This is a genomic window from Streptomyces sp. NA02950 (genome assembly GCF_013364155.1).
Classification (GTDB): domain Bacteria; phylum Actinomycetota; class Actinomycetes; order Streptomycetales; family Streptomycetaceae; genus Streptomyces.
In genome coordinates, this window is the sequence record NZ_CP054916.1 from 4,805,533 (window position 1) to 4,831,729 (window position 26,197).

24 protein-coding genes and 1 tRNA gene are annotated in these 26,197 nt (G+C 70.7%); 11 read left to right on the forward strand and 14 right to left on the reverse strand.

Annotation, left to right across the window (positions count from 1 at the left end; translation table 11 throughout):
- Nucleotides 1-675: 675 nt before the first annotated feature.
- Complete coding sequence (locus HUT19_RS21015; RefSeq protein WP_176181950.1) at nucleotides 676-1,365, reverse strand: class I SAM-dependent methyltransferase; 690 nt, start codon at nucleotides 1,363-1,365, stop codon at nucleotides 676-678.
- A gap of 63 nt (nucleotides 1,366-1,428) precedes the next feature.
- Complete coding sequence (locus HUT19_RS21020; RefSeq protein WP_176181951.1) at nucleotides 1,429-2,151, reverse strand: alpha/beta fold hydrolase; 723 nt, start codon at nucleotides 2,149-2,151, stop codon at nucleotides 1,429-1,431.
- An 88-nt stretch (nucleotides 2,152-2,239) separates the two neighbouring features.
- On the opposite strand from HUT19_RS21020, the gene HUT19_RS21025 reads away from it, so the two are divergent.
- Nucleotides 2,240-2,629: a hypothetical protein gene (locus tag HUT19_RS21025; protein ID WP_176181952.1), complete on the forward strand. Its 390-nt coding sequence runs from the start codon at nucleotides 2,240-2,242 to the stop codon at nucleotides 2,627-2,629.
- A 58-nt stretch (nucleotides 2,630-2,687) separates the two neighbouring features.
- On the opposite strand, the gene HUT19_RS21030 is transcribed toward HUT19_RS21025, so the two are convergent.
- A complete protein-coding gene (locus tag HUT19_RS21030; protein ID WP_176181953.1) occupies nucleotides 2,688-3,392 on the reverse strand; it encodes a hypothetical protein in 705 nt (234 codons plus the stop codon).
- Between the two features lie 216 nt (nucleotides 3,393-3,608).
- On the opposite strand from HUT19_RS21030, the gene HUT19_RS21035 reads away from it, so the two are divergent.
- Nucleotides 3,609-3,682, forward strand: a tRNA-Met gene (locus HUT19_RS21035).
- 75 nt (nucleotides 3,683-3,757) lie between these two features.
- Here the strand turns inward: HUT19_RS21035 and HUT19_RS21040 are convergent.
- Entirely contained in the window at nucleotides 3,758-4,402 is a 645-nt protein-coding gene (locus tag HUT19_RS21040) for a hypothetical protein (protein ID WP_176181954.1), read from the reverse strand.
- 348 nt (nucleotides 4,403-4,750) lie between these two features.
- Between HUT19_RS21040 and HUT19_RS21045 the strand changes: the two genes are divergently transcribed.
- A complete protein-coding gene (locus HUT19_RS21045; protein ID WP_176181955.1) occupies nucleotides 4,751-5,629 on the forward strand; it encodes an amidohydrolase family protein in 879 nt (292 codons plus the stop codon).
- A gap of 94 nt (nucleotides 5,630-5,723) precedes the next feature.
- Here the strand turns inward: HUT19_RS21045 and HUT19_RS21050 are convergent, their stop codons facing one another.
- A complete protein-coding gene (locus HUT19_RS21050) occupies nucleotides 5,724-6,599 on the reverse strand; it encodes an LLM class F420-dependent oxidoreductase (protein WP_176181956.1) in 876 nt (291 codons plus the stop codon).
- Nucleotides 6,600-6,750: 151 nt separating this feature from the next.
- Between HUT19_RS21050 and HUT19_RS21055 the strand changes: the two genes are divergently transcribed.
- The 6 genes from HUT19_RS21055 (at nucleotide 6,751) to HUT19_RS21080 (ending at nucleotide 15,487) form a co-directional block, all read left to right on the forward strand.
- Complete coding sequence (locus HUT19_RS21055; RefSeq protein ID WP_254885685.1) at nucleotides 6,751-7,488, forward strand: response regulator transcription factor; 738 nt, start codon at nucleotides 6,751-6,753, stop codon at nucleotides 7,486-7,488.
- A gap of 4 nt (nucleotides 7,489-7,492) precedes the next feature.
- Nucleotides 7,493-9,052 (forward strand): HAMP domain-containing sensor histidine kinase, encoded by a 1,560-nt coding sequence (locus HUT19_RS21060; protein ID WP_217712272.1) that lies wholly within the window; start codon nucleotides 7,493-7,495, stop codon nucleotides 9,050-9,052.
- Nucleotides 9,053-9,209: 157 nt separating this feature from the next.
- Nucleotides 9,210-10,526, forward strand: a complete 1,317-nt coding sequence (locus HUT19_RS21065; RefSeq protein WP_176181957.1) for a bifunctional glycosyltransferase family 2/GtrA family protein — start codon at nucleotides 9,210-9,212, stop codon at nucleotides 10,524-10,526.
- A gap of 104 nt (nucleotides 10,527-10,630) precedes the next feature.
- The gene (locus HUT19_RS21070) at nucleotides 10,631-12,835 is read left to right on the forward strand and encodes a glycosyltransferase family 39 protein (protein WP_254885687.1); all 2,205 of its coding nucleotides are present in this window, start codon (nucleotides 10,631-10,633) and stop codon (nucleotides 12,833-12,835) included.
- A gap of 118 nt (nucleotides 12,836-12,953) precedes the next feature.
- Nucleotides 12,954-14,480, forward strand: coding sequence for an MFS transporter (locus HUT19_RS21075; RefSeq protein WP_176181959.1), 1,527 nt, complete (start codon nucleotides 12,954-12,956; stop codon nucleotides 14,478-14,480).
- An 80-nt stretch (nucleotides 14,481-14,560) separates the two neighbouring features.
- Nucleotides 14,561-15,487, forward strand: a complete 927-nt coding sequence (locus tag HUT19_RS21080) for a TetR/AcrR family transcriptional regulator (RefSeq protein ID WP_176181960.1) — start codon at nucleotides 14,561-14,563, stop codon at nucleotides 15,485-15,487.
- 69 nt (nucleotides 15,488-15,556) lie between these two features.
- Here HUT19_RS21080 and HUT19_RS21085 read toward each other — a convergent pair whose 3' ends face one another.
- From HUT19_RS21085 to HUT19_RS21095, 3 genes are all read right to left on the reverse strand, one after another.
- On the reverse strand, nucleotides 15,557-16,408 hold the full coding sequence (locus tag HUT19_RS21085; protein ID WP_176181961.1) for a YceI family protein: 852 nt from the start codon (nucleotides 16,406-16,408) through the stop codon (nucleotides 15,557-15,559).
- Between the two features lie 242 nt (nucleotides 16,409-16,650).
- Entirely contained in the window at nucleotides 16,651-19,317 is a 2,667-nt protein-coding gene (locus HUT19_RS21090; RefSeq protein WP_176181962.1) for an MFS transporter, read from the reverse strand.
- An 8-nt stretch (nucleotides 19,318-19,325) separates the two neighbouring features.
- On the reverse strand, nucleotides 19,326-19,811 hold the full coding sequence (locus tag HUT19_RS21095) for a MarR family winged helix-turn-helix transcriptional regulator (protein ID WP_176181963.1): 486 nt from the start codon (nucleotides 19,809-19,811) through the stop codon (nucleotides 19,326-19,328).
- Nucleotides 19,812-20,062: 251 nt separating this feature from the next.
- On the opposite strand from HUT19_RS21095, the gene HUT19_RS21100 reads away from it, so the two are divergent.
- The gene (locus tag HUT19_RS21100; RefSeq protein ID WP_176181964.1) at nucleotides 20,063-20,263 is read left to right on the forward strand and encodes a hypothetical protein; all 201 of its coding nucleotides are present in this window, start codon (nucleotides 20,063-20,065) and stop codon (nucleotides 20,261-20,263) included.
- Nucleotides 20,264-20,276: 13 nt separating this feature from the next.
- On the opposite strand, the gene HUT19_RS21105 is transcribed toward HUT19_RS21100, so the two are convergent.
- The 5 genes from HUT19_RS21105 to HUT19_RS21125 all read right to left on the reverse strand — a co-directional run bounded on the left by HUT19_RS21105 (nucleotide 20,277) and on the right by HUT19_RS21125 (nucleotide 23,839).
- Nucleotides 20,277-21,164, reverse strand: coding sequence for a hypothetical protein (locus HUT19_RS21105; RefSeq protein ID WP_176181965.1), 888 nt, complete (start codon nucleotides 21,162-21,164; stop codon nucleotides 20,277-20,279).
- 102 nt (nucleotides 21,165-21,266) lie between these two features.
- Nucleotides 21,267-22,097, reverse strand: coding sequence for an RNA polymerase sigma factor SigF (locus tag HUT19_RS21110; RefSeq protein WP_176181966.1), 831 nt, complete (start codon nucleotides 22,095-22,097; stop codon nucleotides 21,267-21,269).
- A gap of 190 nt (nucleotides 22,098-22,287) precedes the next feature.
- Nucleotides 22,288-23,121 (reverse strand): RNA polymerase sigma factor SigF, encoded by an 834-nt coding sequence (locus tag HUT19_RS21115; RefSeq protein ID WP_176181967.1) that lies wholly within the window; start codon nucleotides 23,119-23,121, stop codon nucleotides 22,288-22,290.
- 236 nt (nucleotides 23,122-23,357) lie between these two features.
- Nucleotides 23,358-23,651 (reverse strand): Dabb family protein, encoded by a 294-nt coding sequence (locus HUT19_RS21120; protein WP_176181968.1) that lies wholly within the window; start codon nucleotides 23,649-23,651, stop codon nucleotides 23,358-23,360.
- Between the two features lie 23 nt (nucleotides 23,652-23,674).
- The gene (locus HUT19_RS21125) at nucleotides 23,675-23,839 is read right to left on the reverse strand and encodes a hypothetical protein (protein ID WP_176181969.1); all 165 of its coding nucleotides are present in this window, start codon (nucleotides 23,837-23,839) and stop codon (nucleotides 23,675-23,677) included.
- Nucleotides 23,840-24,047: 208 nt separating this feature from the next.
- Here HUT19_RS21125 and HUT19_RS21130 point away from each other — a divergent pair, with 208 nt between their 5' ends.
- Nucleotides 24,048-25,073: a 6-phosphofructokinase gene (locus HUT19_RS21130; RefSeq protein WP_176181970.1), complete on the forward strand. Its 1,026-nt coding sequence runs from the start codon at nucleotides 24,048-24,050 to the stop codon at nucleotides 25,071-25,073.
- Nucleotides 25,074-25,116: 43 nt separating this feature from the next.
- Here HUT19_RS21130 and HUT19_RS21135 read toward each other — a convergent pair whose 3' ends face one another.
- Complete coding sequence (locus tag HUT19_RS21135) at nucleotides 25,117-25,995, reverse strand: universal stress protein (protein ID WP_176181971.1); 879 nt, start codon at nucleotides 25,993-25,995, stop codon at nucleotides 25,117-25,119.
- Nucleotides 25,996-26,197 lie beyond the last annotated feature (202 nt).

A 26,197-nucleotide genomic window follows, 5' to 3' on the forward strand; every position in this document is an offset into this window, starting at 1 on the left:
CGAGTGCTGGATAGCGGATGGATGGCAAGGCCGTTCACCGAGCCACCGCATGGGGAAGCAGGATTCGCTGCGCGCAGGGCACTGGATGAGGCTTACATTCGAGTTCGCCTGGTGGGACCGGAGAACGTCGCAGAGCTGGGGGCCGCGGTAGTGCGTAGCATAGGTGACGAATTCCGACTGCATGCACGTATTGTGGGCTCTCATCCAGATGAGGCGGACTGCGCCGCTGAGCTCGATCCGTCTGCCCGAGCGCAAGCGCTCCAGGCTCGGTTTGCTATGAACGGTGATTTCGTCGCCGCGGCGCGCCGGGCACTCGGCGCTGAGCTTGCGCAGATGCCCGACGCGGTCAACGCTGGGCGAAGCGATGTCACACGGTGAACAGAGCCCTCGGCAAGAGGGGGCGCGCCGTCACGTGCCGCACGGCCTCAGCCACAGAGGCGGCGCGCGCCCGCGCCGTGCGCGGGCCTTGAAGTGGCAGGGAAGTTGTCCCGCTCCGGCCGGGTCTTCCGCAAGTCCGGCTCGGTGGCGAGGCCACCGAGCCGGACCTCGGGGCAACGCCCCAGGCGCCGGTCGGCGTTCCCGGGGTGGCGGTCGGTGCGGCCGTGCCGCCACGGCCGGTGCTGACTCCGCCGTGCGGAGCCCGCGCGCTGTGGCTGGCAGCGCCGACGGTGGCTCTTAGCCGGGTGGCGGTGTGTGGGTCGCCAGTGTGAGGGCTGGCTGTTTGTGGGCCAGGAAGCTGGCGACCGTTCTCTTCCTGCCTTCGGTGGGGGCTTGGATCAGTTGGGCGGTGAGGGCGAATCCCGCCTGGGCCAGGAGGTCGGCGAGGCGTTGGGGCGGGAGGAGGTGGGACTCGTAGGAGACGGGGTGGTCGCCGTAGGCGCGGGTGGGGCGCAGGTGCTCGCCGTTTCCTACGTAGCCGCACAGCATCAGATGGCCGCCGGGCGCCAGGGCGCGGTGGAACTCGGCGAACACGGCGGGCAGTAGTTCCGGCGGGGTGTGGTGGGTGGAGTAGTAGGCGAGGACGCCGCCGAGGTGGTCGCTCTCGATCTCCAGGGCGGTCATGGAACCCACCGTGAAGTGGAGGTGCGGATAGGCGTCACGGGCCAGGCCGATCATCTTTGGCGACAGATCGATGCCGAAGGCCGGGACGCCGAGATCGGCCAGGTGGGCCGTTACCTTGCCGGGGCCGCAGCCGAGGTCGGCGACCGGGCCGCGGTCGGCGGTCCGCACGAGTTCGGCGAAGGCGGTCAGCATCGCGCGGGACAAGGGATCCAGCTCGGCGGGGGCCGGTACGCGTTCGGTGTAGTCGGCGGCGACGGTGTTGTACGACTCCCGGACGGCGATGAGGTAGGAGGGCTCAGTCACGCGGCGAATCCAGGGGAGGGCAGGGGGGGGCAGGGGGCAGGGAGGGCTTCGACGGCCGGGGTTTCATGAGTCCGTGGGGAGTTCGCGGGCGAAGCGGCGGATGGCGTCGGTGAAGGCGGCCGGGGCGTCGAAGTTCGCGAGGTGGCGGGCGCGGGGGATCAGTTCGATGCGGGCGTTGGGGTGGGCGCGGGCGAACTCGCGCTCGCCGGAGCGGAAGAGGCGGTCCTTCTCGCCGTTGAGAATGAGCACGGGGGCCGGGACGTGGCGCATCGCGCTCGCGTCGAAGCGGCCGAGGACCTCGCCCCAGGCGGCCGGGAGGGTGTGGAAGGCGTAGCCGGAGCGGATGGTGGCACCCACCACCTCCGGGGGATGGAGACGGCGCAGGAACCGGTCGTTCCAGCGGGTCAGCCGGGCGGCCGGGATGCGGGGGACGAGGCCGGCGACCAAGCGGTAGGGGATGGTCAGCGGGCCGCGGGTGGTGACGCTGGCCGCGGCGAGGACCAGGCCGCGCAGCCGCTCCGGGAAGCGCCGTGCGCATTCCAGCGCGACGTAACCGCCCAGCGAATGCCCGACGACCAGGGCCGGTCCGCGGTCGAGGGAGTCCACGGCGGCCGCGACGACCTCCGTGGCGGCGCTCAGGCTCCAGGGTTCGGCGGAACGGGTGCCGTGGCCAGGCAGATCGGGGGCCGTGACCGGGAAGTCGGCCGCGAGTGAGTCGAGTTGACAGCTCCACTGCCCCGCGCTGAAGCGTGTCCCGTGGACCAGGACGATCGGCGTCGATTCCATTGCGGTCGGAGTTCCCCCAGCTCGACACGGTGTGTGAACGTGTGTGAATGCGCGTCAACGGAGCCTATAGGCCGGGGTGGGTGGGGTGATGGACGAGGTGTCCTATGTGCGGTTCCAGAGCACGGTGCGGAACGGGCGGGGGACGTACAGCGGGGTGTTCGGGCTGATCAACGGATTGGCGCGGGAGGGCCATCTGAGTGAGGAGCAGGAGCGGTTCCGGCGGGTCAACAACGACTGGTACAACGCCGCCTATGCCGACCCCAGTCACACCGACCCGAGCGTGTACGACCGGGAGGTGAATCCGCGGGCGGCGGCGTGGTTCAAATCCTCGGCGCGGCATCTGATCGAGCGGGTGGACGGCTATCTGGAGATCCTGGCCGCGCACGGAGTGGAGTGCCGGATGGTGCGGTCGGTGGATCCGGGGCGGGTCGTCTACGAGGACGCGGATCAGATCGTGGTGGTGCCCTACGGGGACTGAAGCGGCGATGTGGCCGGTTCCTGTGCGGGGACCGGCCACGGCGCGGGTGCGGGCGGGGTCAGTCCTTGGTGGCCTTCCAGTAGACCGGGCCCTTGTCGAAGTCGCCGGTGTAGTAGACGACGGATGGGGTCTCGCCCTTGGGGAGCAGGAAGATCTTGCAGATCGTGGCGTTCGCGCCGGGGCCGAAGTCGTCCGGGTCCTTGCCCGGGCAGGACTTCACCGCGTCGTCCGAGGTGATCAGGGTCTTGGCTCCGTTGCCCTTGCCGTCGCGGAGGCTGGTGGGGGTGTTGAGGAAGGGGTACTTGAGGGAGTTGTCGCCGATGTTCTTGAAGGTCATCGTGACGTAGTACGGCTGGAGCGACTTGGCCTCGGATTCCAGGCGCAGCCCGGACAGGTCGGCCTGGGAGCCCTTGGCCACGCTCTGGGCGGCGACCTCGAGGGTGGCCACCTTCTTGGAGCGCTTGTAGGTGAGGGCGGACTTCTGACCGAGGGGGATGGTCTTGTTGGCATCCGCGTCGACGGCCTTGTCGTCCGTGCCGCCCGTGCCGCCGGAGTCCTGGTCACTGCCGCTGCCGCCGTTGTTCCCCGTGTCCGACCCCTTGCTCGCCGGCGCGGTCGGCTTCTTGTCCTTGGCGGGGGATTCGCTGCTGCCCGCGTCCTGGGCGGTGTCCTCGTTGCAGGCGGTGGCGCCGAGCGCGAGACCGGCGGCGCAGAGGAGTGCGGCGGCGGTGCGGCGCGTACGCCGTATGGATCGGTTGTGCATGGTTCGGTTCCCCGTTGTGAAGTGTGAGCTATGTCGTGGTGAGGGTGTTGCGGTGGTGGCGTGTGATGCCGGGCAACATCATGACCGTGACAAACGCGCAGGTCAGCCTGGGGCACCCGTTCGGAGCGGGGCTGGGACGTGGCCGTTGCAAAGTAACCGGCCGTTCTGAACGGATTTCCCTGCGCGGAAACAATGACGTAGTGTTGTCTTCACCGACGCGGGGTGGAGCAGCTCGGTAGCTCGCTGGGCTCATAACCCAGAGGTCGCAGGTTCAAATCCTGTCCCCGCTACTGCAGACCGAGGGCCCGGCACAGTCTCTGTGCCGGGCCCTCGGCCATGTGCGCACCTGACCGAGGCCGGGGCCGTCAGCCCCTCACCGTCTCCGCCGCGCCCGCCCTGTCCGCGGCGAGTGTCCCCGTGGCCTTCCAGCGCACCGGTCGCCCGGCCGCATCGCCTGTGCTGTACGTCACCGCGGTCGGCTTCATCCCGTTCGGCACCAGGAACACCTTGCACAGGGTGATCCGCGCGCCCACCGCGAAGTCGTCCGGGTCTTTCCCCGGGCACGCCGCCATCTCGCTCTCGGTGACGAGCGGCTGGTCGTCCGTACCGCTGCTGTCCTCCAGCCCGGTGGGGGCGTTGAGGAAGGGGTAGTGGAGGGAGTGGCCGCCGGTGTTCTCGAAGCGCATGGTGACGTAGTACGGCTGCGCCGTCCGTGTCTCGGTCCCCGCCTTCCGCAGATCGCCCCGCGCGCCCTTCCGTACGCTCACCGCCGTCACCTCCAGCGCGCCGCGCTGATGGTCCGAGCCGCGCTTGTAGGTGACGGACGTCGGGGTGCCGAGGGCGAGCGTCCTGCTGCCGCTGCCGCTGCCGTCACCGCCACCGTTGGCCGCCTGGTGCGCGGAACCCGCGGGCTGCGCCCGCTCGGCCAGGTCGCCGTCGGCGCAGCCGGTGGTCAGGAAGGCGACGCCGAGGGCGCCGATCGCGCAGGCGACTGCGGTTGCGGTACGCATGCGGACCGGTATGTGGTGCATGGATGTCCCCCGTTGTGGTCAGAGTCGGAGCGGGCTGTGCTGCCCTCATGCGGTGGGCCGTTGGGCGACGGTGCCTCGGGCGGTTGTGGCGGTTGTGGCAGTGGCGGCGGTGGCGCCGCTGGTCGGTGGCGGGGCGGGTCGGCGCCCGCCCATGGATCCCGAGCGGATCCCGTACTCCAGGGACCTTGTATCCCAATCCATCATGCGCTTGGCCAAATCCCTGGTCACGGCTGTCATAAACCCACAGCGCGGCTGCAACGCGGCTGTAGCACACCGGCCATCGGGGCCGGAGACCGAGCATCGCACGGGCGCCGTACGGTGACCCGTATGAGTGATCCGGACGTGGTGTCGGTACAGCGATTCTGGCAGGGGCTCGGGCTGCCCGGACTCATCGACGTACACACGCACTTCATGCCCCAGCGCGTACTGGACAAGGTCTGGGCGTACTTCGACGGGATCGAACCGCTCGTCGGCATCCCCTGGCCGGTCAAGTACCGCGAGGAGGAGGACGAACGGCTGGCGGTGCTGCGCGGGTTCGGGGTGCGGGCCTTCACGTCGATGCTCTATCCACACAAGCCGGACATGGCGGCGTGGCTGAACCAGTGGGCGGTCGAGTTCGCGGAACGAACGCCCGACTGTCTGCACACCGCGACCTTCTTCCCCGAGCCGGGCGCCGAGGGCTATGTGCGCGAGGCGCTGGAGAACGGTGCCCGCGTCTTCAAGGCGCATGTGCAGGTGGGCGGTTACGACCCGGGCGACCCGCTGCTCGACCCGGTGTGGGGGCTGCTCGCCGAGACGGGTACGCCCGTTGTCATCCACTGCGGCTCGGGCCCGGCGCCGGGCAAGTACACCGGTCCCGAGCCGGTGGCCGCCGTGCTCGCCCGCCACCCCCGGCTGCGGTTGATCATCGCGCACATGGGGCTGCCGGAGTACACGGACTTCATGGCGCTGGCCGAACGGTACGACGGGGTCCACCTGGACACCACCATGGCCTTCACCGACTTCATCGAGACCCGCTGGCCCTTCCCCCCGGCGGAGCGGGAGCGGCTCGCGGCCCTCGGCGACCGGGTGCTGTTCGGCAGCGACTTCCCCAACATTCCGTATCCGTACGGGCATGCGCTGGAGGTCCTGACCCGGCTCGACCAGGACGAGGAGTGGCTGCGCGCGGTCTGCTACGGCAACGCGGCCCGGCTGTTCGGGATCTGAGGACCTGAGGCCCTGAGGCCCTTGGGGTGCGGGGGCCGTGGGGGCCGCCCACTCGGACGGCCCCCACGGCCTCGCCCTCTTCTTCCGCGTCAGCTCATCCGCGCAGCGGCAGCGCCTCGGCCAGGGTGCGCCACTCCGCCCGCGGGATGTCCTCGAACGCCTTGGCCGTCACCACCTGGACCGCCAGATGGTCCGCACCCGCGGTCAGGAACTCGTCCACCCGGCGGCGGACCGCCTCGGCGTCGCCCAGGGCGAAGAGGGAGCCGATGAGGTGGTCGCTGCCGCCGTCCGCGAAGTCCTTCTCCGAGAAGCCCAGCCGGAGCAGGTTGTTGGTGTAGTTGGGGAGCCCCAGGTAGAAGGAGAGGTAGTTGCGGGCGGTGGCGCGGGCGTTTTCGAGATCCGGGTCCAGGACGACCTTGAGCTCGGGCGCGAGCAGTGCCTCGTTCCCCAGGATCTCCCGCGCCGAGGCGGTGAATTCGGGGGTGACGAGGTACGGATGCGCTCCGGCCGCGCGGTCGCGGGACAGCTCCAGCATCTTCGGGCCCAGGGCGGCCAGGACACGGCGGGAGGCGGGGACCGGTGTCGGCGCCGAGTCCAGCGCCGTGAGGTAGTCCTGCATCGCGGAGTACGGGCGGGCGTACCGCTCGACCAGCTGGCCGTGGCTCACCCCGAGACCCAGCAGGAAGCGGCCCTGGTGGGTGGCGTCGATGGCGGCGTACCGTTCGGCCACATAGGCGGGCTCGTGGTCCCAGATGTTGAGGATGCCGGTGGCCACGGTGATGCGGGAGGTCGCGTCCAGCAGGAAGGCGGCCTCGTCAGGGCCGGGGCTGCCGCCGAGCCAGAGCGCGCCGTAGCCGAGGTCGTCCACTTCGGCCGCCGCCTCCCTGACCTGCGCGTGTTTCGCGGGGTCGGTGGAGTGCAGGGCGCCGGTCCAGATGCCGATGGTGCCGAGTGCGGGATGAGATGCCATGCACGAGGAACCCGGTGATCGTCTCCGGAAATTCCCCCGGTGACCCGTTCGGACCGGCGTTCCGGAGTCCGCCCGCCGCCCTCACCGAATTCTCAGACTCTTCACAGGTTGCCGATAGGTATCTCTCAGACGGGTATCGGAGGCTACGGCCATGATGGCGACCCCGCCCCCAGGGCGTACCGAGCTGCTGCGTCCCGACGGAAGCCCCGTGCGGGTGCTGGTGGTGGACGACGAGTCGGCCCTCGCCGATCTGCTGGCGATGGCCCTGCGCTACGAGGGCTGGGAGGTGCGCACGGCGGGCGACGGCGCCGAGGCGATACGGACCACCCGCGAGCTGCGGCCCGACGCCGTCGTCCTGGACATCATGCTGCCGGACATGGACGGGCTGGCCGTGCTGGGGCGGCTGCGCCGTGAGCTGCCCGATGTCCCGGTGCTGTTCCTGACCGCGCGGGACGCGGTCGAGGACCGGATCGCCGGGCTGACGGCGGGCGGCGACGACTACGTGACCAAGCCCTTCAGCCTCGAGGAGGTCGTCGCCCGGCTGCGCGGTCTGCTGCGCAGGTCGGGGGCGGCCGCGGCACGCGCCGAGTCGGTGCTCGCCGTGGGCGACCTGGTGCTGGACGAGGACAGCCACGAGGTGTGGCGCGGGGGCCAGGAGATCCACCTGACCGCGACCGAGTTCGAGCTGCTGCGCTATCTCATGCGCAATCCGCGGCGGGTGCTCAGCAAGGCGCAGATCCTCGACCGGGTCTGGAGTTACGACTTCGGCGGGCAGGCCAATGTTGTCGAGCTCTACATCTCCTATCTGCGGCGGAAGATCGACGCGGGGCGCAGCCCGATGATCCACACCCGGCGGGGAGCCGGATATCTGCTCAAGCCCGGGGAGTAGGGCCGTGGTCCGTTCCCGGCGCGCAGTACGCCGTACCTGGTCGCTGCGCACCCGTCTGGTGGTCTCGGCGATCGCGCTGATCGCGGTTGTCAGCGCGGTGATCGGCTCGGTCACCACCATCGCCCTGCGGTCCTATCTCCAGGGCCAGGTGGACGACGATCTGCGGGCCTCGGCCGGGCGCTTCATGGACCGGCCCGGCCAACCGCCCCATCACGACGTGCTGTTCGTCGCCTCCACCGGCCAGCCCATCGGCACCGTCGGGGTGCGGTTCGGCGAGCGCGGCACCATCGTCCAGGCGGGCCGGAGCAATGACAAGCCCATGACCGCCGATCTGGAGGACCTCGAGGGCCGGGTGGACCCCCTGACCGGCGGGCAGCTGAAGGCGCTTCGGTCCGTCGCGCGGGACGGACGGATCCGTACCGTCGGGCTGCCCGACCTCGGCGACTATCGCGTGATCGCCAATCCGGAGCAGGTGGAGAACGGGCTCCTCCTGGCCTACCCCCTCGGCCAGACGCGGCAGACCGTCAACACCCTCATCGTCGTCGAGGTCTGTGTGACCGCCGCCGGGCTGGTCGCGGCGGGGATCGCCGGTGCCGCGATGGTCGGCATCTCGCTGCGCCCGCTGCGCCGGGTGGCCGCGACCGCCACCCGGGTCTCCGAACTCCCCCTGCACAGGGGTGAGGTGGCGCTCCACGAACGGGTTCCGCCGTCCGAGGCCGATCCGCGGACCGAGGTCGGCCAGGTGGGCGCGGCGCTCAACCGCATGCTCGGGCATGTGGAGTCGGCGCTCGCGGCGCGTCAGGAGAGCGAGACACGGGTACGGCAGTTCGTCGCCGACGCCAGCCACGAGCTGCGGACGCCGCTCGCCTCGATCCGCGGCTACGCCGAGCTGACCAGACGCGGCCGGGAGGAGATCGGACCGGACACCCGGCACGCCCTGGGCAGGGTCGAGTCCGAGGCCGGGCGGATGACCGTCCTCGTCGAGGATCTGTTGCTGCTCGCCCGGCTCGACGCCGGCCGTCCGCTGGAGTGCGCGGAGGTTGATCTGTCGCCGCTGGTGGTCGACGCCGTCAGCGACGCCCGCGCGGTTGGGTCCCACCACGCGTGGCGGCTGGCACTGCCCGACGAACCGGCGGTCGTCCACGGCGACGCCGCCCGGCTGCACCAGGTGCTCGTCAATCTGCTGGGCAACGCCCGTACGCACACTCCGGCCGGGACGACGGTCACGGCGCGGGTGCTGTGCGGGGACCGCGGGGCCGGGTTCTCGCCCGGGCCGATCCCACCTCCGTACGTCTCGCTGGAGATCGAGGACGACGGGCCGGGTATCCCGCCCGATCTGCTGCCGCATGTCTTCGAACGCTTCGCGCGCGGTGACGCCTCGCGTTCACGGGCCGCGGGCAGTACGGGGCTGGGGCTCGCCATCGTGCACGCGGTGGTGGTGGCGCACGGTGGAACGGTGACGGTGGAGAGCACCCCGGGGCGCACGGTGTTCGGCGTCCATCTGCCCGTACATTCGGCTCCTCGGCGGATCGCTGATCAGGACGGTGACCGTCGTCTTCGGTAGGCGTCTTCGTGAGGCGTCTTCGTGAGGCATCGTCGGTAGGCGTCTTCGTGAGACGCAGGCGAGGCGCGGGTGAGACGTACGGGACGCGTCGCGGACTCACAGGCGGGCCACAGGTCGACCACACAGCCGTGACAGCGCCGCTCGCGAGGGTCGGCTCATGCGAATCGACACTCCTCCCGGGGCATTGCCCGGCACACCCCTCGCGACCTTGCCCGCCCGCCGCCCGGTGACGGTCGGCGGCGGCCTACCGGTGCTCGACGTCGTCGTCCCCGTCCACAACGAGGAGGCCGATCTCGAGCGGTGCGTACGGCGGCTGTACGACCACCTGGCCCGCACTTTCCCCTACGGCTTCCGGATCACCATCGCCGACAACGCCAGTACGGACCGCACCCCCGAGATCGCGGCCCGCCTCGACGACACGCTCGAGGAGGTCACGGCGGTCCGGCTGGAACAGAAGGGGCGGGGGCGGGCGCTGCGCACCGTGTGGTCGCTGTCCGCGGCGCCCGTCCTGGCCTATATGGACGTCGATCTGTCCACCGACCTCAACGCGCTGCTGCCGCTGGTCGCCCCGCTGATCTCCGGCCACTCCGACCTGGCGATCGGTTCGCGGCTGACGCGCAGTTCACGGGTGGTGCGCGGGCCCAAGCGGGAGTTCATCTCGCGTGCGTACAACCTGATCCTGCGCGGCAGTCTGGCCGCCCGCTTCTCGGACGCGCAGTGCGGCTTCAAGGCGATCCGGAAGGACGTCGCGGAGCGGCTGCTGCCGCTGGTCGAGGACTCCGGATGGTTCTTCGACACCGAGATGCTGGTGCTGGCGGAGCGGGCCGGGTTGCGAATCCACGAGGTGCCGGTGGACTGGGTCGACGACCCGAACAGCACGGTGCGTCTGGTGCGCACCGCCACTGACGACCTCAAGGGCGTCTGGCGGGTGGGGCGCGCGCTGGCCACCGGTGCACTGCCGCTGGACCGGGTGCGCCGTCCCTTCGGGGACGATCCGCGCGACCGCGAGCTGAGCGGGGTGCCGGGCGGACTGCCCCGGCAACTCGTCGGGTTCTGTGTGGTGGGCGCGCTCAGCACACTGGTCTATCTGCTGCTGTACTCCGCCTTCCGGCTCGGCACCGGCCCGCAGACGGCCAATGCGCTGGCGCTGCTGCTGTCCGCGCTCGGCAACACCGCGGCCAACCGGAGGCTCACCTTCGGGGTGCGTGGACGGGACCGGGCGGTGCGCCACCAGGCGCAGGGGCTGGCGGTGTTCGGCATCGGTCTCGCGCTGACCAGCGGTTCGCTGGCCGCGCTCACCGCCGCGCCCGGCACCCCCTCGCACGGCACCGAACTGGCCGTGCTGATCACGGCGAACCTCGCCGCGACCGTGCTGCGGTTCCTGCTCTTCCGGGCCTGGGTGTTCCCCTCGGAGCGTGACCGAGGGACCGCCGCCGCCGTCATCACCGACCACAACCCGGGGGACCACCGATGACAACCACCTACGACCACGCCGGTCGCGCCGGTCGCGCCGGTCGCGCCGGTCACGCCGGTCACGCCGGTGATGCTGGGCCTGCCGGCGATGCCGGGCATGCCGCCGTGCCGTCTCCGGTGACCCCGCGTACGGGGGATCCGCGGTGGGCGCGGCCCGCGCTGTGGGGGCTGCTGGCGGTGACCGCCGCGCTCTATCTGTGGAGCCTGGGTGCCTCCGGCTACGCCAACCAGTTCTACTCGGCCGCCGCGCAGGCGGGCAGCGAGAGCTGGAAGGCGTTCTTCTTCGGCTCCTCCGACGCCGCGAACTCCATCACCGTCGACAAGCCCCCGGCCGCGCTGTGGCCGATGGCGCTGTCGGTGCGGCTCTTCGGGCTGAGCTCCTGGGCGATCCTCGTACCCGAGGCGCTGATGGGCGTGGCGACGGTCGGGGTGCTGTACGCGGCCGTACGGCGCCGGTTCGGTGCGGTGGCCGGACTCATCGCGGGCGCGGTGCTCGCCGTCACCCCGGTCGCGGCGCTGATGTTCCGCTTCAACAACCCCGACGCGCTGCTGTGTCTGCTGATGGTTGCGGCGGTGTGGTGCGTCCTGCGCGCACTGGAGGACGCCGGGACGAAGTGGCTGCTGCTGGGCGGTGTCTGCCTCGGGCTCGGCTTTCTGACCAAGACGCTCCAGGCGTGGCTGATCCTGCCGCCGCTGGCGCTGGTGTACGCGGTGTGCGCCCCGACCGGGCTCGGCCGGAGAATCCGGCAACTGCTGCTGGCGGGGGGCGCGATGGTGCTCTCCGGCGGGTGGTGGGTCGCGATCGTGGAGCTGTGGCCCGCGTCCTCGCGGCCGTACATCGGCGGTTCGCAGCACAACAGCTTCCTGGAGCTGACCTTCGGCTACAACGGCCTGGGGCGGATCAACGGCAATGAGACCGGCAGTGTCGGCGGCGGCGGACGCGGTCCAGGCGGTGGCGGTGGGGGCGGTATGTGGGGCGAGACCGGTATCGGCCGGCTCTTCGACTCCGACATGGGCGGCCAGATCGCCTGGCTGCTGCCCGCGGCGTTCATCCTGCTGGTCGCGGGGGTCTGGCTGACCCGGCGGGCCGGGCGCACGGATCCGCGGCGGGCGGCGTTCCTGGTGTGGGGCGGCGCGCTGCTGATGACGTTCGCCACCTTCAGCTTTATGTCCGGGATCTTCCACCAGTACTACAACGTCGCGCTCGCGCCGTACATCGCGGCGATCGTCGGCATGGGGGCGGTGCTGCTGTGGGAGCGGCGGTCCTCGGGGGCGGCGGCTCCGGCGGTGCTCGCCGTCACGGTGGCGGTCACGGCCGTCTGGTCGTACGTCCTGCTGGGGCGGTCCGCGGACTGGTATCCGTGGCTGCGCTGGGCGGTACTGATCGGCGGGCTGCTGGCGGGCACCGGGCTGCTGTTGGTGACGCGGCTCGGCCGTAGAGCGGCGCTGGGGGTGGCCGGGCTGGGGCTTGCGGCGGCGCTTGCCGGGCCGGTGGCGTACACGCTGGACACTGTCGACACTCCGCACAGCGGCTCGATCGTGACGGCCGGTCCCGCGGTGTCGGGCGGCATGGGCGGACCCGGGGGTGGCGGTCGTCCGGGCGGGGGCGGGCCGGGCGGCCCGCCCGGGATGCCCGGCATGCCGGGCGGTCAGCAGGGCCAGAACCAGGGCGGTCAGGGCGGTGGCCAGGGCGGTCAACCGGGCGGCCGGAACGGGGCGTTGCCCGGCGGCGTCCCGGGCGGTGGCGGGCCCCAGCAGAACGGCAACGCCGACGGCGACGGGGGCGCCCCGGGCCCGAACGGACAGCGGGGCGGCCTGGGCGGTCAGGGACTGCCGCGCGGCAATGGCAAGGGCATGAGGGGTGGTCCGGGCGGCGGCACGAAGGGCGGCATGGGCGGTCTGCTCGGTGGCCGCGAGGTCGGCTCCCAGGTGAAGGCGGCGCTGACGAAGGACGCCGACGACTACATCTGGGCCGCGGCGGCGATCGGCTCACAGAACGCCGCGAGCTACCAACTCGCCACCGAGAAGCCGGTGATGGCCATCGGCGGCTTCAACGGCAGTGATCCCTCCCCGAGTCTCGCCCAGTTCAAGGAGTATGTGAAGCAGGGCAAGATCCACTACTTCGTCGCCTCCGCCACTGGAAGGGGTGGCGGCCCCGGGGGTGGCAGCTCGGGTACCTCTTCCAAGATCACCTCGTGGGTCGAGAGCACCTTCAAGGAGGTCACCGTGGGCGACACCACCCTCTACGACCTGACCTCGACGGCTTCGACGGCTTCATCGCCATCGTCCTCGTCGTCCTCGTCGTCCTGACACCGGAGGCCGCGCCGACGGCCGGGCGTCATCCCCTGTACGGCGTACAGCAACTCCCTGTACGGTGTATGGCAAACCTGTCATACACCGTACAAGCGCGCTCCCGGGAGATGCCCCCATGACCGCCTCGACCGCCGACACCGCACCCGCCGCCCCGCCGGACAGACCCTCCGGCGGCCATCCGCGGCGCTGGCTGATCCTCGGCGTGATCTGTCTGGCCCAGCTCACCGTGTTGCTGGACAACACCGTCCTCAATGTCGCGGTCCCTTCCCTCACCGAGGAGATGCACGCCACCACCGCCGACGTCCAGTGGATGATCAACGCCTATTCGCTGGTCCAGTCCGGCCTGCTGCTCACAGCGGGCAGCGCCGCCGACCGCTACGGGCGTAAGAAGATGCTGGTCGCCGGGCTGGCGCTGTTCGGTATGGGGTCGCTGACCGCCTCCCTGGCGCAGGGTCCGGGTCAACTGGTCGCCGCCCGGGCCGGGATGGGGATCGGCGGGGCGCTGCTGATGACCACCACGCTCGCCGTTGTGGTGCAGATCTTCGACGAGGCCGAACGCGCCAAGGCGATCGGGATCTGGGGCGCGGTGAGCTCGCTCGGCTTCGCGGCCGGACCACTGATCGGCGGCTCGCTGCTGGAGCACTTCTGGTGGGGCTCGATCTTCCTCATCAACCTCCCCGTGGCGCTGCTCGGTCTGGTCGCCGTCGTGCGGTTGGTGCCCGAGTCCCGGAACCCCACCGGTGACCGGCCCGATCTGCTCGGCGCGCTGCTCTCCACCGTGGGCATGACCGGTGTGGTCTTCGCGATCATCTCCGGGCCGGAACACGGCTGGACCTCGAACCGGGTGCTCTGCTCGGTCTTCGTCGGCGTCAGTGTGCTGACCGGGTTCGCGCTGTGGGAGCGCCATATCCCGTATCCCATGCTGGATATGCACTTCTTCCGCAACCGGCGCTTTGTGGGTGCCGTCGCCGGGGGCATCCTGGTGGCCTTCGGAATGGCTGGTTCGCTCTTCCTGCTCACCCAGCATCTGCAGTTCGTGCTGGGTTACGACGCGTTGGACGCCGGGCTGCGCACCGCGCCACTGGCCCTCGCGGTGGTGGTGGTCAATCTGTCCGGTCTGGGCGCCCGGCTGCTGCCCGTGCTCGGCACTCCGCTGACCGTCATCATCGGCATGGGGCTGCTGGCGGCCGGTCTCGCCGCCGTGGCGGTGCTGGGTACGGACGGCTACGGCGGGATGCTCCTCGGACTGGTGGTGATGGGCTTCGGTATCGCGGTGGCCATGCCCGCGATGGCCACGGCGATCATGTCGGCCATTCCACCGGAGAAGGCGGGGGTGGGCGCCGGTGTCAATGGCACGCTCACCGAGTTCGGCAACGGTCTGGGGGTCGCCGTGCTCGGCGCCGTCCTGAACTCCCGCTTCGCGTCGCTGCTGCCCGCGGCCGCCGCCGGGGCGGGGTCGCTCCCGGCCGCAGCGGCCGCCGCCCGGACCGGCGGGGAGCGGGCGTCGGTGGCCGATGCCTTCGCCTCCGGTGTCGAGACCAGTCAGCTGGTCGGGGCGGTGGCGGTGCTGGCGGGCGGGGTGCTGGCCGCACTGTTGCTCGGGCGGGCCGAACGATCTTCACGGACCGCCCCGGCGGCATAGCATCGGACATGTATGACCCGCTGCGCGTCCTGGGCTCCCCGGACGTGCGGCGACAGCGCATCGGAGAAGGAGAGCGCGCCATGGCAACCGACAGCCGTGCCATCCGTCCGCGGTCCAGCGTATGGCTCTCCGAACGCAAAACCCCCAGGCGCAGGGGAGATCAGCAGCCGGTCGGGCTCGACCGTTTGAAGATCGTCGCGGCGACCGTCCGACTGCTGGACGCCGAGGGGCTCGGGGGCTTCTCGATGCGGCGGCTCGCGGCGGAGCTCGGGGTCACCGCCATGTCCGTCTACTGGTACGTGGACACCAAGGATCATCTGCTGGAACTCGCCCTCGACGCCACCATGGGCGAGATCGTGCTCCCCATCGAGGCCGTCGCACCGGAGAAGGCCACCCCGGTGTCCCCACCGGCGGCGCAAGCGGCGGAGGCACCACCGGCGGGACAGCAACCGGCGGACATACAGGAGTACCTACCCGCCGAGCCGCGGGACTGGCGTGAGCAGCTGCGCCAACTCGCCGAGGAATCACGGAAGGTACTGGTCCGCCACCCCTGGCTCTCCCCGCTGATGGGCGAGTACCTCAATATCGGGCCCAACGCGATGGCCTTCACCAATGCCGCGCAGGGGGTGATGCGCAACAGCGGGCTGCCGATGGACAAGGTGTCCAGCGCCCTCGCGCTCGTCACCCAGTTCGTCTATGGCTTCAGCAGCATCGAGGGCCGGTTCGCCGTCCGCTGCCGGGAGGAGGGGATCGCCCAGGACGAGCTGTTCCAGGAGGTGATGACCACGGTCAAGGACCGGCCCGAATTCGACGGCACCCGGGAGATGTTCGCGGCCCAGGGCGACATCGACGTCGAGGAGATGCGGGACCAGGACTTCACCTTCGCGCTGGACATCGCGATCGCCGGTATCGAGGCCCTGCGCGACGCGGCCCCGCGTGACCCGCGTGACGCGGTCCCGCAGGGCGCTGCCCCGCGTGAGGCCGGTCCAGGGTCCCGCGAGGGTTGAGCCCCGGGCCCGGGCGGCTCTCGCCTGCCCCGGCCCCCGCCCGAGCCCCGTCCCCCGCCGGGGACGCCCTCACGCCACCGGCAGCTCCTCGCCCTGCACCGCCTGTATGTCCAGCTCCACCCGCAGTGTGGTGCCGATCGCCGCGATACCCGCCGCGACCACCTGGTTGTAGTTCATCGCGAAGTCCTCGCGGCGCAGCTCCGCGGTGGCCCGGAAGGCCGCCCGCACCCCGCCCCATGGGTCCGGACCGGTGCCCAGATAGGTCAGGTCGAGATCCACTTCCCGGACGATGCCGTGCATCGACAGCTCGCCGTGCACCGTCCAGCGATCCGCGCCCGCCGCGCTCAGATGCGTGCCCCGGTACGTCAGCACCGGATACTGGTCCACATTGAGGAAGTCGGGCGACTTGAGATGGCCGTCCCGCATCCCGTTTCCGGTGTCGATACTGCCCGCCTGGATCACCGCCTCCACACTGGACTTCTCGATGTCCTCGGCGATTTCGATCCGCCCGCCGAACTCCGTGAACCGGCCGTGCACACTGGATATCCCCAGATGCTGCGCCGTGGCGGCCACCGTGGAATGCACCGGGTCCAGCGTCCACGCACCCGGCGGCGGCAGCTCCACCCCGCCCTGCCGCGCCAGCACCACTGTGCCCACATCGGCCCGCCCGGAGGCGGTGACGATGGCCGTCGAGGCGACGGGCGCATAGCCGACGGCGGTGGCGATGACCGTGTACGGACCGGCCGCGAGCGGCTCCTCCGTGCGCACCGAGCCGTCCTCGGTGGCCTGGGCGCGCAGCACCTGCGCACCCGTCATATCCGTGACGGTCAGCACCGCGTGCTGCACCGCCCAGCCGTCCCGTGTGCGGATCCGGGCCCGCAGCCCCGCTGCCCCGCCTGTGCCCGCTTCCGTGGTCGTCATGCCCGCCTCTCGCTCCCGCTCCCGTGTTTCTGCCCTGTCGTGCGCCGGTGGTCTTGGTGCGCCGATGCCCTGCGTGCGCGCCGGTGGTCTTCATGCGCCGGATCCAGGCGCCGGTGTGAGGCCGTCCCCTGCCTTTAGTACACCGCCGCCCGGATCCGGGTTCCGGGTCACGGCGGACGATCCCGCCGTCCCGGTCCGGGCCGGGGCGCGTCTCCGCTCGTCCACGCGCCGGCCCGGGGTCCTCAGTCGCCGGGGTGGGCGAGGTCGACGTCGTGTCCGTCGATGCCCTCGCCGGAGACCGCCAGCGCGCCCGCGACCGGCGGATATCCGCTCGCGATCACGGTGTAGTCGCCCGCGTCCAGGTCGGTGAAGGCGTAGGCGCCGTCCGACCCGGTGGTGGCCGTGGCGACCACGTTCCCGGTGGCGTCCACCAGCGTGACCCGGGCGTCCGCGAGCGGCCGCTGTCCGGCCCCGGCCCGTACGGTGCCCTGCACCCGGGCGCCCGCGTGGAGGGCTATCTCCACCCGGGTCAGCCCCTGGGTGCCGACCTCGACCGGCAGGGCGGCGGGCCGGAAGCCGGGCGCGTTCACCGCGATCGTGAACGTTCCGGCGATCAGCTCCTCGAAGCCGAAGTCGCCCTGCTCGCCGGTCTTTCCGGTGGCCAGCACCTCACCGCGGACATCGGTGACCACGACCATCGCGCCGTCCACCGCGCGGCCGTCGGCGGCGCCGCGCACGGTGCCCACCAGACCGCTGGTGGCCGACAGCACGATGTCGAAGCCGAGCGGTTCGTCACCGACCATGACCGTGGACGCCTGCGGCTGGTGACCGTCGGCCGCCGCGATCAGGACGTAGGAGCCGGAGCCCGGTGTGTCCAGGGCGTACGAGCCGTCGGCGTGCGCCACCGAGCGGCCCAACTGCCGTCCGGCCAACGAGATCAGCGTCACCGCCGCCCGCGGTACGGCGCCGCCCTCCCCGTTCCGTACGAAGCCGTGCACACCCTGCCTCGGCGGCTGGCCCGCGCCGCCGCCCCGGGCGGCGGCGAACGCGGCCAGGCGCTGCGGGGCGGCCTTGGCGGCCGGCGCCCCGTCGGAGCCCGGCTGCGGCAGCTCCGCGGCGGGCGCGCCCACCAGCGCGGGCTCGAGGTCCGCGACCTGAGCACCGGCGGATGCGGCCGTCATGTCCTCGGCCGTCAGGTCTTCGGCCGTCAGGGCTTCGCTCGTCATGGCCTCGGTCGCCGCCGGGGCGGTGGACCCGGCCGGGGCGTGTGCACCCGCCTCCTGGGAGCCCGAACTCGTCTTCAGCGCGACCTCCTTGATGAACAGGGTCAGCAGGAAGGCGAGCAGCGCGGACGGTGCGGCGTAGAGGAAGACGTCCCCGACACCGTGGCCGTAGGAGCTCTCCATGATGGTCCGCAGCGGCTGCGGCAGCTCGTCCAGGTCGGGGATGCCACCGCCGCCGGTACCCGCGTGAGCCAGCGCAGCGCCCTTGGGGCCGAGGTCGGCCAGGCCGTCCTTGACGTAGTGGGTGACCCGGTTGGCGAGTACCGCGCCGAGCGCGGAGACACCGACCGCACCGCCCAAAGAGCGGAAGAAGGTGACGACGGCGCTGGCAGCGCCGAGGTCCCGCGGGGCCACCTGGTTCTGAGTGGCCAGCACCAGGTTCTGCATCATCATGCCGATGCCCAGGCCCATGAGCGCCATGTAGGCGGCAAGGTGCCAGTACGGGGTGTCGTACCGGATGGTGCCGAGCAGTCCGAGCCCCGCGGCCACCAGCACACCACCGCTGACCAGCCATGCCTTCCAGCGGCCGGTCTTGGTGATGATTTGGCCGGAGACGGTCGAGGAGATGAACAGACCGCCGATCATCGGGATCGTCATCACGCCGGACATGGTCGGCGACTCACCGCGCGCCAACTGGAAGTACTGGCTGAAGAAGACGGTCCCGGCGAACATCGCGACACCCACGAAGAGCGACGCCAGCGCGGTGAGGGTGATCGTCTTGTTGCGGAACAGCCGCAGCGGGATGATCGGCTCGCTCGCCTTGGACTCGACGAGAGCGAAGATCAGCGTGAGGACGAGCGAACCGCCCACCATCGCGCAGGTCTGCCAGGAGATCCAGTCGTACTTGTCGCCGCCGAAGGTCACCCAGATCAGCAGCAGGGAGACCGCGGCGCTGACGAAGAAGGCACCGGCCCAGTCGACCTTGACGTCCCGCTTCACGACCGGGAGCTTCAGGGTCTTCTGGAGCACGAACAGCGCGATGATGGCGAACGGCACACCGACGTAGAAGCACCAGCGCCAGCCGAGCCAGTCGGTGTCGGTGATCACGCCGCCCAGCAGCGGACCGCCGACGGTCGCCACGGCGAAGGTCGCGCCGAGGTAGCCGCTGTACCGGCCGCGCTCGCGCGGGGAGATCATCGCCGCCATGACGATCTGGGCAAGGGCGGACAGTCCGCCGACACCGATGCCCTGGACCACCCGGCAGGCGATCAGCATCCCGGTGTTCTGCGACAGACCGGCCACCACCGAACCCGCTACATAGATCAGCAGGGCCGTCTGGACCAGCAGCTTCTTGCTGAAGAGATCGGAGAGCTTGCCCCACAGCGGGGTGGCGGCCGTCATGGACAGCAGAGCGGCGGTGACGACCCAGGTGTACGAGGACTGGCTGCCGTGGAGGTCGGCGATGATCTCGGGGAGCGCGTTCGAGACGATCGTCGACGACAGGATCGCCACGAACATCCCGAGCAGCAGCCCGGACAGGGCCTCCATGATCTGCCGGTGGGTCATCGGTGCCGAGGGGTCGGAGCCGTGGCCGTGGTGCGCCCGGTGCCCCCCTCTGCCGTGCTTGGCGTGGGCGGGGTGCCCCGCGGGTCCCCGCACACCGCCGTCCGGTGTGGTCGTTGCCATGAAGTTCCTTACCTTTGCGAAGGTGTACGGGTTGTGGACTCGCCCTGATGGGGCAGGGCCCGGCAGCGGGTGTCCCCGAAGCCGGCCCGCAACCGGGCGAGAAGTTCATTGAGGCGGCCGACGTCGTCGTCGGACCAGTCGCTCAGACAGTGCGAGAGAGCCTCTGTGTAGCGCTCGGAGACCTGTTTGAGCAGTTCTTTTCCATGAGCGTTAATGCTCAGCAGCCGTGATCGCCGGTCCAGTGGATCGAGTGTGCGGTCCACCCAGCCGCGGTCCGCGATATGCGCGACATGTCGGCTGGTCACCGACATATCGATGTCGAGCAGCTCGGCGAGTTTGCTCATGCGCATCTCGCCGTAGCGGTCGAGCAGCATCAGGACCGTGGCGGAGCCCGCCGGGCAGTCGGCCGGCAGCACCCGGCCGAGGCCGCGTTTGACGGCGCCGATGGCGCTGAGCTGCCGGGCCAGCTCCTCGTACTGGCTCTGCTCGGCCATGGCACCTCCCGGATGGTGATCAGTTGCGATCAGTTGCTTGAGGCAACCATAGAAGAAGTTAGTTGCTACAGGCAAATGAAATGACGATCTGGATGGTAAATAGCCGTTAAAGACTCGGGCAGCTTGTTAAAGGACGTGCGATGGCCACCGTGCGGCCGAGGCGGCTGGGGTGGCTGAGGCGTATGGGGTCACAGGGACCGTGGGGCCCCGGGGGTGGGCGGGATTCCGCTCGTTCGCTAGGGTCGGGGGCCATGGCGAACAACCCCCAGGGCCCCAACGGCAATCAAGACCCGGCCGGCTCCACGCAGATGTTCCGCGCCTTCGTCGACGATGGCGGACGGCAGCCGCAGCCGACCACCGCGTCGAGTGGTGGGTCGCGTATCGGAGTGATCGTCGGCGTGATCGTCGCGATCGCCGTCATCGGCGCGGTGGCCTGGCTGGCGCTCTCCTGAGCGGGGCCCGCGGCTACGGCTCGGGTTTCCAGGTGACCGAGACGTCCCGCGTCTCGATGTGCATGCCCAGCGGCACTCGCCAGGCGTCCACGCACACCGTCCAGGTCTTCTCCTTCTTCTGACCCGCGCCGATCGGCGCGGGCAGCTTTTCCTTCGACTCCCGTGTCGCCCAGTCGATGCCGATCGAGTCGATGATGTGCGTAGCGAAGGTGACCGTGCCCGAGGTCACCGGCGCACCGCCGGTGTTGCGGAACCGCACGGTCACCTTCTCGCACCAGCGCTGGTCCGCCGCTGCCCGCTCCGGGGCGCCGACCACTTCGAGCGCGGCTGGACCGGACGGTGGCGAGGGGGTGGTGGGAGGCTCGGGGGGGTTGGGCGTGGAGGGTGCGGGGGGCGTCGAGCCGCCACCGCCACCGGAGCCGGAGCCTGAGCCGCCACCGGAGCCGGAGCCCGAACCACCGCCGGGTTCGGATGGGCCGGGCCCACTGCCGTCCGGGCGGCCGTGGTTGCCGGAGCCGTCTCGTCCGCGGTCGTCGCCCGCCGGGTCCGATCCGTCCGCGCCCTGGCCCGACCCGCCGCCTCCCGCGCGTTCACCGGGGGCCGTGGAGGAGGGCGTACCGCCCCGGTCCGCCGGCCCCTTGCCGCGGCCGTCGCGACTGTCGCCGGGGCGGTCCCGGCCGCCACGCTCGTCGTCCGGGTCCAGCGGCGTCAGCTTGACGCCGCCCTTCGGCGGTACGGCCTTCGCCGTCCGCTCACCGTCGGGCCCGGCCGCCCCGGCCGCGACATAGCCGCCGCCACCACCGCCGCAGCCGCTGAGCAGTGCCCCCAGGCACAGTGCGACCGCCGAGGCGGCGATCGCCGTGCCCCGGCGGTCCGTTGTCCGGCTCGCTGCGTGTCGCATCGGGCCAGTCTGGCTGACGACCCGTCAGGAGTACAGATGCGCGTCGGCGGCCGTACGGCGGCGGCCGACACCCGTATCCGGACGGGTCGATGGCCTCAGGACTCAGTCCGCGATGAGCCCTTCGCGCAGCTGGGCCAAGGTCCGGGTGAGCAGCCGGGAGACATGCATCTGGGAGATCCCGACCTCTTCGCCGATTTGCGACTGCGTCATATTGGCAAAGAAGCGGAGCATGATGATCTGCCGCTCGCGCGGGGGCAGTTTGGCGAGCAGCGGCTTGAGCGACTCGCGGTACTCCACGCCCTCCAGCGCGCTGTCCTCGTACCCGAGGCGGTCCGCGAGCGACCCCTCGCCACCGTCGTCCTCGGGGGAGGGGGAGTCCAGCGAGCTCGCCGTGTAGGCGTTGCCCACCGCCAGCCCGTCGACCACGTCCTCCTCCGAGACACCGAGCGCCGTGGCGAGTTCGGTGACGGTCGGGGAGCGGTCCAGCTTCTGTGACAGCTCGTCACTTGCCTTCGTCAGCGCCAGCCGCAGCTCCTGGAGCCGCCGCGGCACCCGCACCGACCAGCTGGTGTCCCGGAAGAAGCGCTTGATCTCACCCACCACGGTGGGCATCGCGAAGGTCGGGAACTCCACACCGCGTTCGCAGTCGAACCGGTCGATCGCCTTGATCAGGCCGATGGTGCCGACCTGCACGATGTCTTCCATCGGCTCGTTCCGGCTGCGGAACCGGGCGGCCGCGTAACGGACCAGAGGGAGGTTCAGTTCGATGAGGGTGTCACGTACGTAGGTGGCCTCCACGCTGTCCCGGTCGAGTGCGGCGAGCCGCAGGAACAGGGAGCGGGAGAGGGTGCGGGTGTCGATGGTGTCGCAGTCGTCAAGCGCGTGCGGTGCGTCATTGGTGAGCACCTTCGAGCTGCCCAGTTCTACGGACATGCCACCCCCTTGAGGTCGCGGACGGATCCCAGCTGCGCGCAGCGCGCGTCCAGCGCAGCCTCCCCCTGAATACCGGAGGTCGAGCCGCGGCAAACGCGGTTCCAGCAGAATGTCACATGTCGGCAACACGCTGTAGCGCCAAGTCGACATTAGTGCCCCGATCCACGGGGGCGGGCATCGCCCGTCGTGATTAGGACTCGATCCGATTTGCGGATCTCAGCCTGGCGAAGCTCCGGGACAGCAGCCGGGACACATGCATCTGGGAGACGCCGAGCTCCGCGCTGATCTGAGACTGGGTCAAGTTGCTGTAGTAACGGAGCAAAAGGATGCGCTGCTCGCGCTCGGGCAGCTGTACGAGCAGATGACGCACCAGGTCACGGTGCTCGACCCCGGCCAGTGCGGGGTCCTCGTAACCGAGCCGGTCGACCAGTCCGGGCAGTCCGTCGCCCTCCTGGGCGGCCTCCAGTGATGTGGCGTGATACGAACGCCCGGCCTCGATGCAGGCGAGCACCTCTTCCTCGCTGAGCTTGAGCCGCTCGGCGATCTCGGCCGTGGTGGGGGAGCGGCCGTGCAGCACCGTCAGATCCTCGGTCGCGCCGTTGACCTGCACCCACAGCTCATGCAGTCGGCGCGGCACATGGACGGTGCGGACGTTGTCGCGGAAGTAGCGCTTGATCTCGCCGACGACGGTGGGCATCGCGAAGGTCGGGAACTGCACCCCGCGCTCCGGGTCGAACCGGTCGATCGCGTTGATCAGGCCGATCGTGCCGACCTGGATCACATCCTCCATCGGTTCGTTGCGGCTGCGGAAGCGGGCCGCGGCATAGCGGACCAGCGGCAGATTGGCCTCGATGAGCGCGGCACGCACCCGGGCGTGCTCGGGGGTTCCGGGGGCGAGGCCGGAGAGCTCGGCGAAGAGCACCTGGGTGAGCGCTCTGGCGTCAGCCCCCCGGCTTCTGCCGCTCTCGCTGCCGCCATCGCCCTGGGGAGGGGTTCTGGGCGCGGTACGGGCCGACACGGTCACGCCACCCCTTCACGATGTACTCACCCGGCAAAGCGGTCATAGCATCACAAGACATGTGCACTGTGTGCAAGCACCGCTTTACTCCGTGTTGATGGCGAAATTGCCACGTAGTGGGGCAAATCTGATCACGAAGCTGTGCAGAAGGGGGCGGAAACAGGATCAGAAGGGGTTCAGAAGCCGCTCAGAAGGCGCTTGGAAGGCGTGCGGAACAGAACCGTAAGGGGGCCGGAACCGGATCAGACGGGGTAGTCCGCGATCACCCAGGTGGCGAACTCCCGCCATTGCGCGGCCGCCGCCTGATGGGCCGGGTGCTCGATATAGCGCTTCAGGGCGTCGAGGTCGGCCACCACGGAGTTGATCGCGTAGTCATAGGCGATCGGCCGGTCCGTGATGTTCCAGGCGCACTCCCAGTGCTCCAGCTCGGGGATGGTGCCGCCGAGCTCCTCGAACGCCCGGACCCCGGCCCGCACCCGCGGCTCATCGCGCGTCACACCGTCATTGAGCTTGAAAAGGACCAGGTGGCGAATCACGGGGGCCTCCACGGGCGGGGGTGTCACTGGACCAGTTCGGTCATGAACTCGCCGACGCTCTTGGCGGCGTCCGATATGCCCTCGAACCCTATCTGGACCAGGTCGGCCGCCCGCGCCGGGGTCTTGATGATCGTGTAGAGCACGAAGACGATGAGCATGTAGAGCGCGATTTTCTTCGCCTGTGCCATCCCCTGCTGCCCTCCCCGGCGTCTCCTCTGGCGTTGCGTGAGTCTATCCACACCCCTGGAACATCAGTCGTACCAGTCCGATCGTCGGAGCGGCATCGCTGTGGATCGTGCTCACCGAGGTGGGCGTCCTCGACTAAATGGGTGGATTCTGGGATGTGGGGAGGGGCGGCAGCGACGGAGTACGGCAGCGGTGGAGGAGGGAGCGGACATGCGTGTCGGTGTGCTGACCGGCGGAGGCGACTGCCCCGGCCTCAACGCGGCGATCCGCGCCATCGTCCGCAAGGGCGTGGAGGTGCACGGCTTCGACTTCGTCGGGGTGCGGGACGGCTGGCGCGGTGCGCTCGACGGCGGCATCGTGCCGCTGGACGTCCAGGCCGTGCGCGGCATCCTGCCGCGCGGCGGAACGATCCTCGGCTCCTCCCGGACCAACCCCCTGGCCAGCGAGGACGGAGTGGACCGGATCCGGCGGACGCTCACCGAGCACGCGGTGGACGCGCTGATCGCGATCGGTGGCGAGGACACCCTCGGCGTCGCCGCCGAACTGGCCGACCAGGGGATCGGAGTGGTCGGCGTCCCCAAGACCATCGACAACGACGTGGCGGGCACCGACTACACCTTCGGCTTCGACACCGCCGTCAACATCGCCACCGAGGCCATCGACCGGCTGCACACCACCGCCGAGTCCCACACCCGCACCCTGGTCGTCGAGGTGATGGGGCGCCACGCGGGCTGGATCGCCCTGCACTCGGGCATCGCGGGCGGCGCCAACGTCATCCTCATCCCCGAGCAGCCCTTCGACGTCGGCCAGGTCTGCGGCTGGGTGGAGGACCGTTTCAAGATCAGGTACGCGCCGATCGTGGTCGTCGCGGAGGGAGCGGTCCCCAAGGCCGGGCAGATGGTGGTCAAGGACTCCACGCTCGACGAGTTCGGCCATGTGCGGCTGTCCGGGATCGGGGAGTGGCTGGCCCGCGAGATCTCCGACCGCACCGGCAAGGAGGCCCGTACCACGGTCCTCGGGCACATCCAGCGCGGCGGTACACCGAGCGCTTTCGACCGCTGGCTGGCCACCCGCTTCGGGCTGCGCGCCATCGACACGGTGAAGGAGCGGGACTTCGGGACGATGGTGGCGCTGCGCGGCACCGGCATCGTGCGCATCCCGCTCGCCGAGGCCGCGGCGGGCACCCGGACCGTGGACCCTTCGCTGTACTCCGAGTTCGGCGTGTTCTTCGGCTGAGAGTCTCCTCGGCCGAGCCAACGGACCCCGGGGCCGGGGCGCCTCAGGCGGGGTGCGGTACGACCGCCACCGGACAGCGGGCGTGGTGCAGTACGGCGTGGGCGACCGGCCCCAGCCGCCGTTCCGCCACCCGGGGGCTCGTACGACGCCCGAGGACGAGCAGCCGCGCCCGCCCCGACGTCCTCACCAGCGCCTGGGCCGGACTGAGCAGCACCACATCGGGCAGCACCGATACCTGTGGATAGCGGTTCCGCCAGCCGCGCAGGGCGTCCGAGACCACCTGGCTCTCCTGGTCCTCCCACATCCCGCGGTCCTCCTCCAGCACGCTCAGCATCCAGGCGGACGGCGACGCCGGGGGCAGCGCCCACGCGTGCACCACCCGCAGCAGGGCGTCCCGCTCCAGGGCAGCGCGGAAGGCGAAGTCGGCCGTGGCCTCCGCCGGGGCGTGGGCGTTGAAACCGAGCTGCACCTCGCGGTTGCCGCTACGGGCCGGATCCGCCTGACGGGAATCGCCGGGCACGGTCACCACCGGGCAGTCGGCGGCCGCCGCCGCCCGCAGCGCGACCGAACCCACCGCCAGCCCGTCGAAACCGCCCCAGCCCCGCGCCCCCACGACCAGCAGTCCGGCATCCGCGGCGGCCGCGAGCAGCGCCTCGTCCGGTTCGGCGTCGGTGTGCCGGCCGGACACCTCGAGATCCGGGTGGCGGGCCGCGAACCCGGCCACGGCCTGCTCCAGCATCTGCCCGCCCGCATGCTGCCAGGCGTCCACACCGGGGACCGGGGAGACCCGGCGCGGCAGCGGCGGACAGGCGTGCACCAGCAGTAGCGCGACCCCGCGGTGCACCGCTTCCCGGGCGGCCCACTCCGCCGCCGCGAGGCTGCGCCGCGATCCGTCGACCCCCGCTACGACAGGGCCGCTCATCGGGTCCTCCGTAAGTTGTTAGGCGGCCGTGCTGCGTCCGCTCGGCCGCCGGAGGGTGTTCCGTCCGTTCAGTCTAGGTACGGGCGCCGCTCGCGGCCGGGCGACCGGGGCCACCGGGTTCGACGCGCGCGAGCGGCCCATCCGTGGTGAACTGAAGGAACCGGGGGAAGCGAACGACCCGCCGGACCCGTCCCCTCATCCA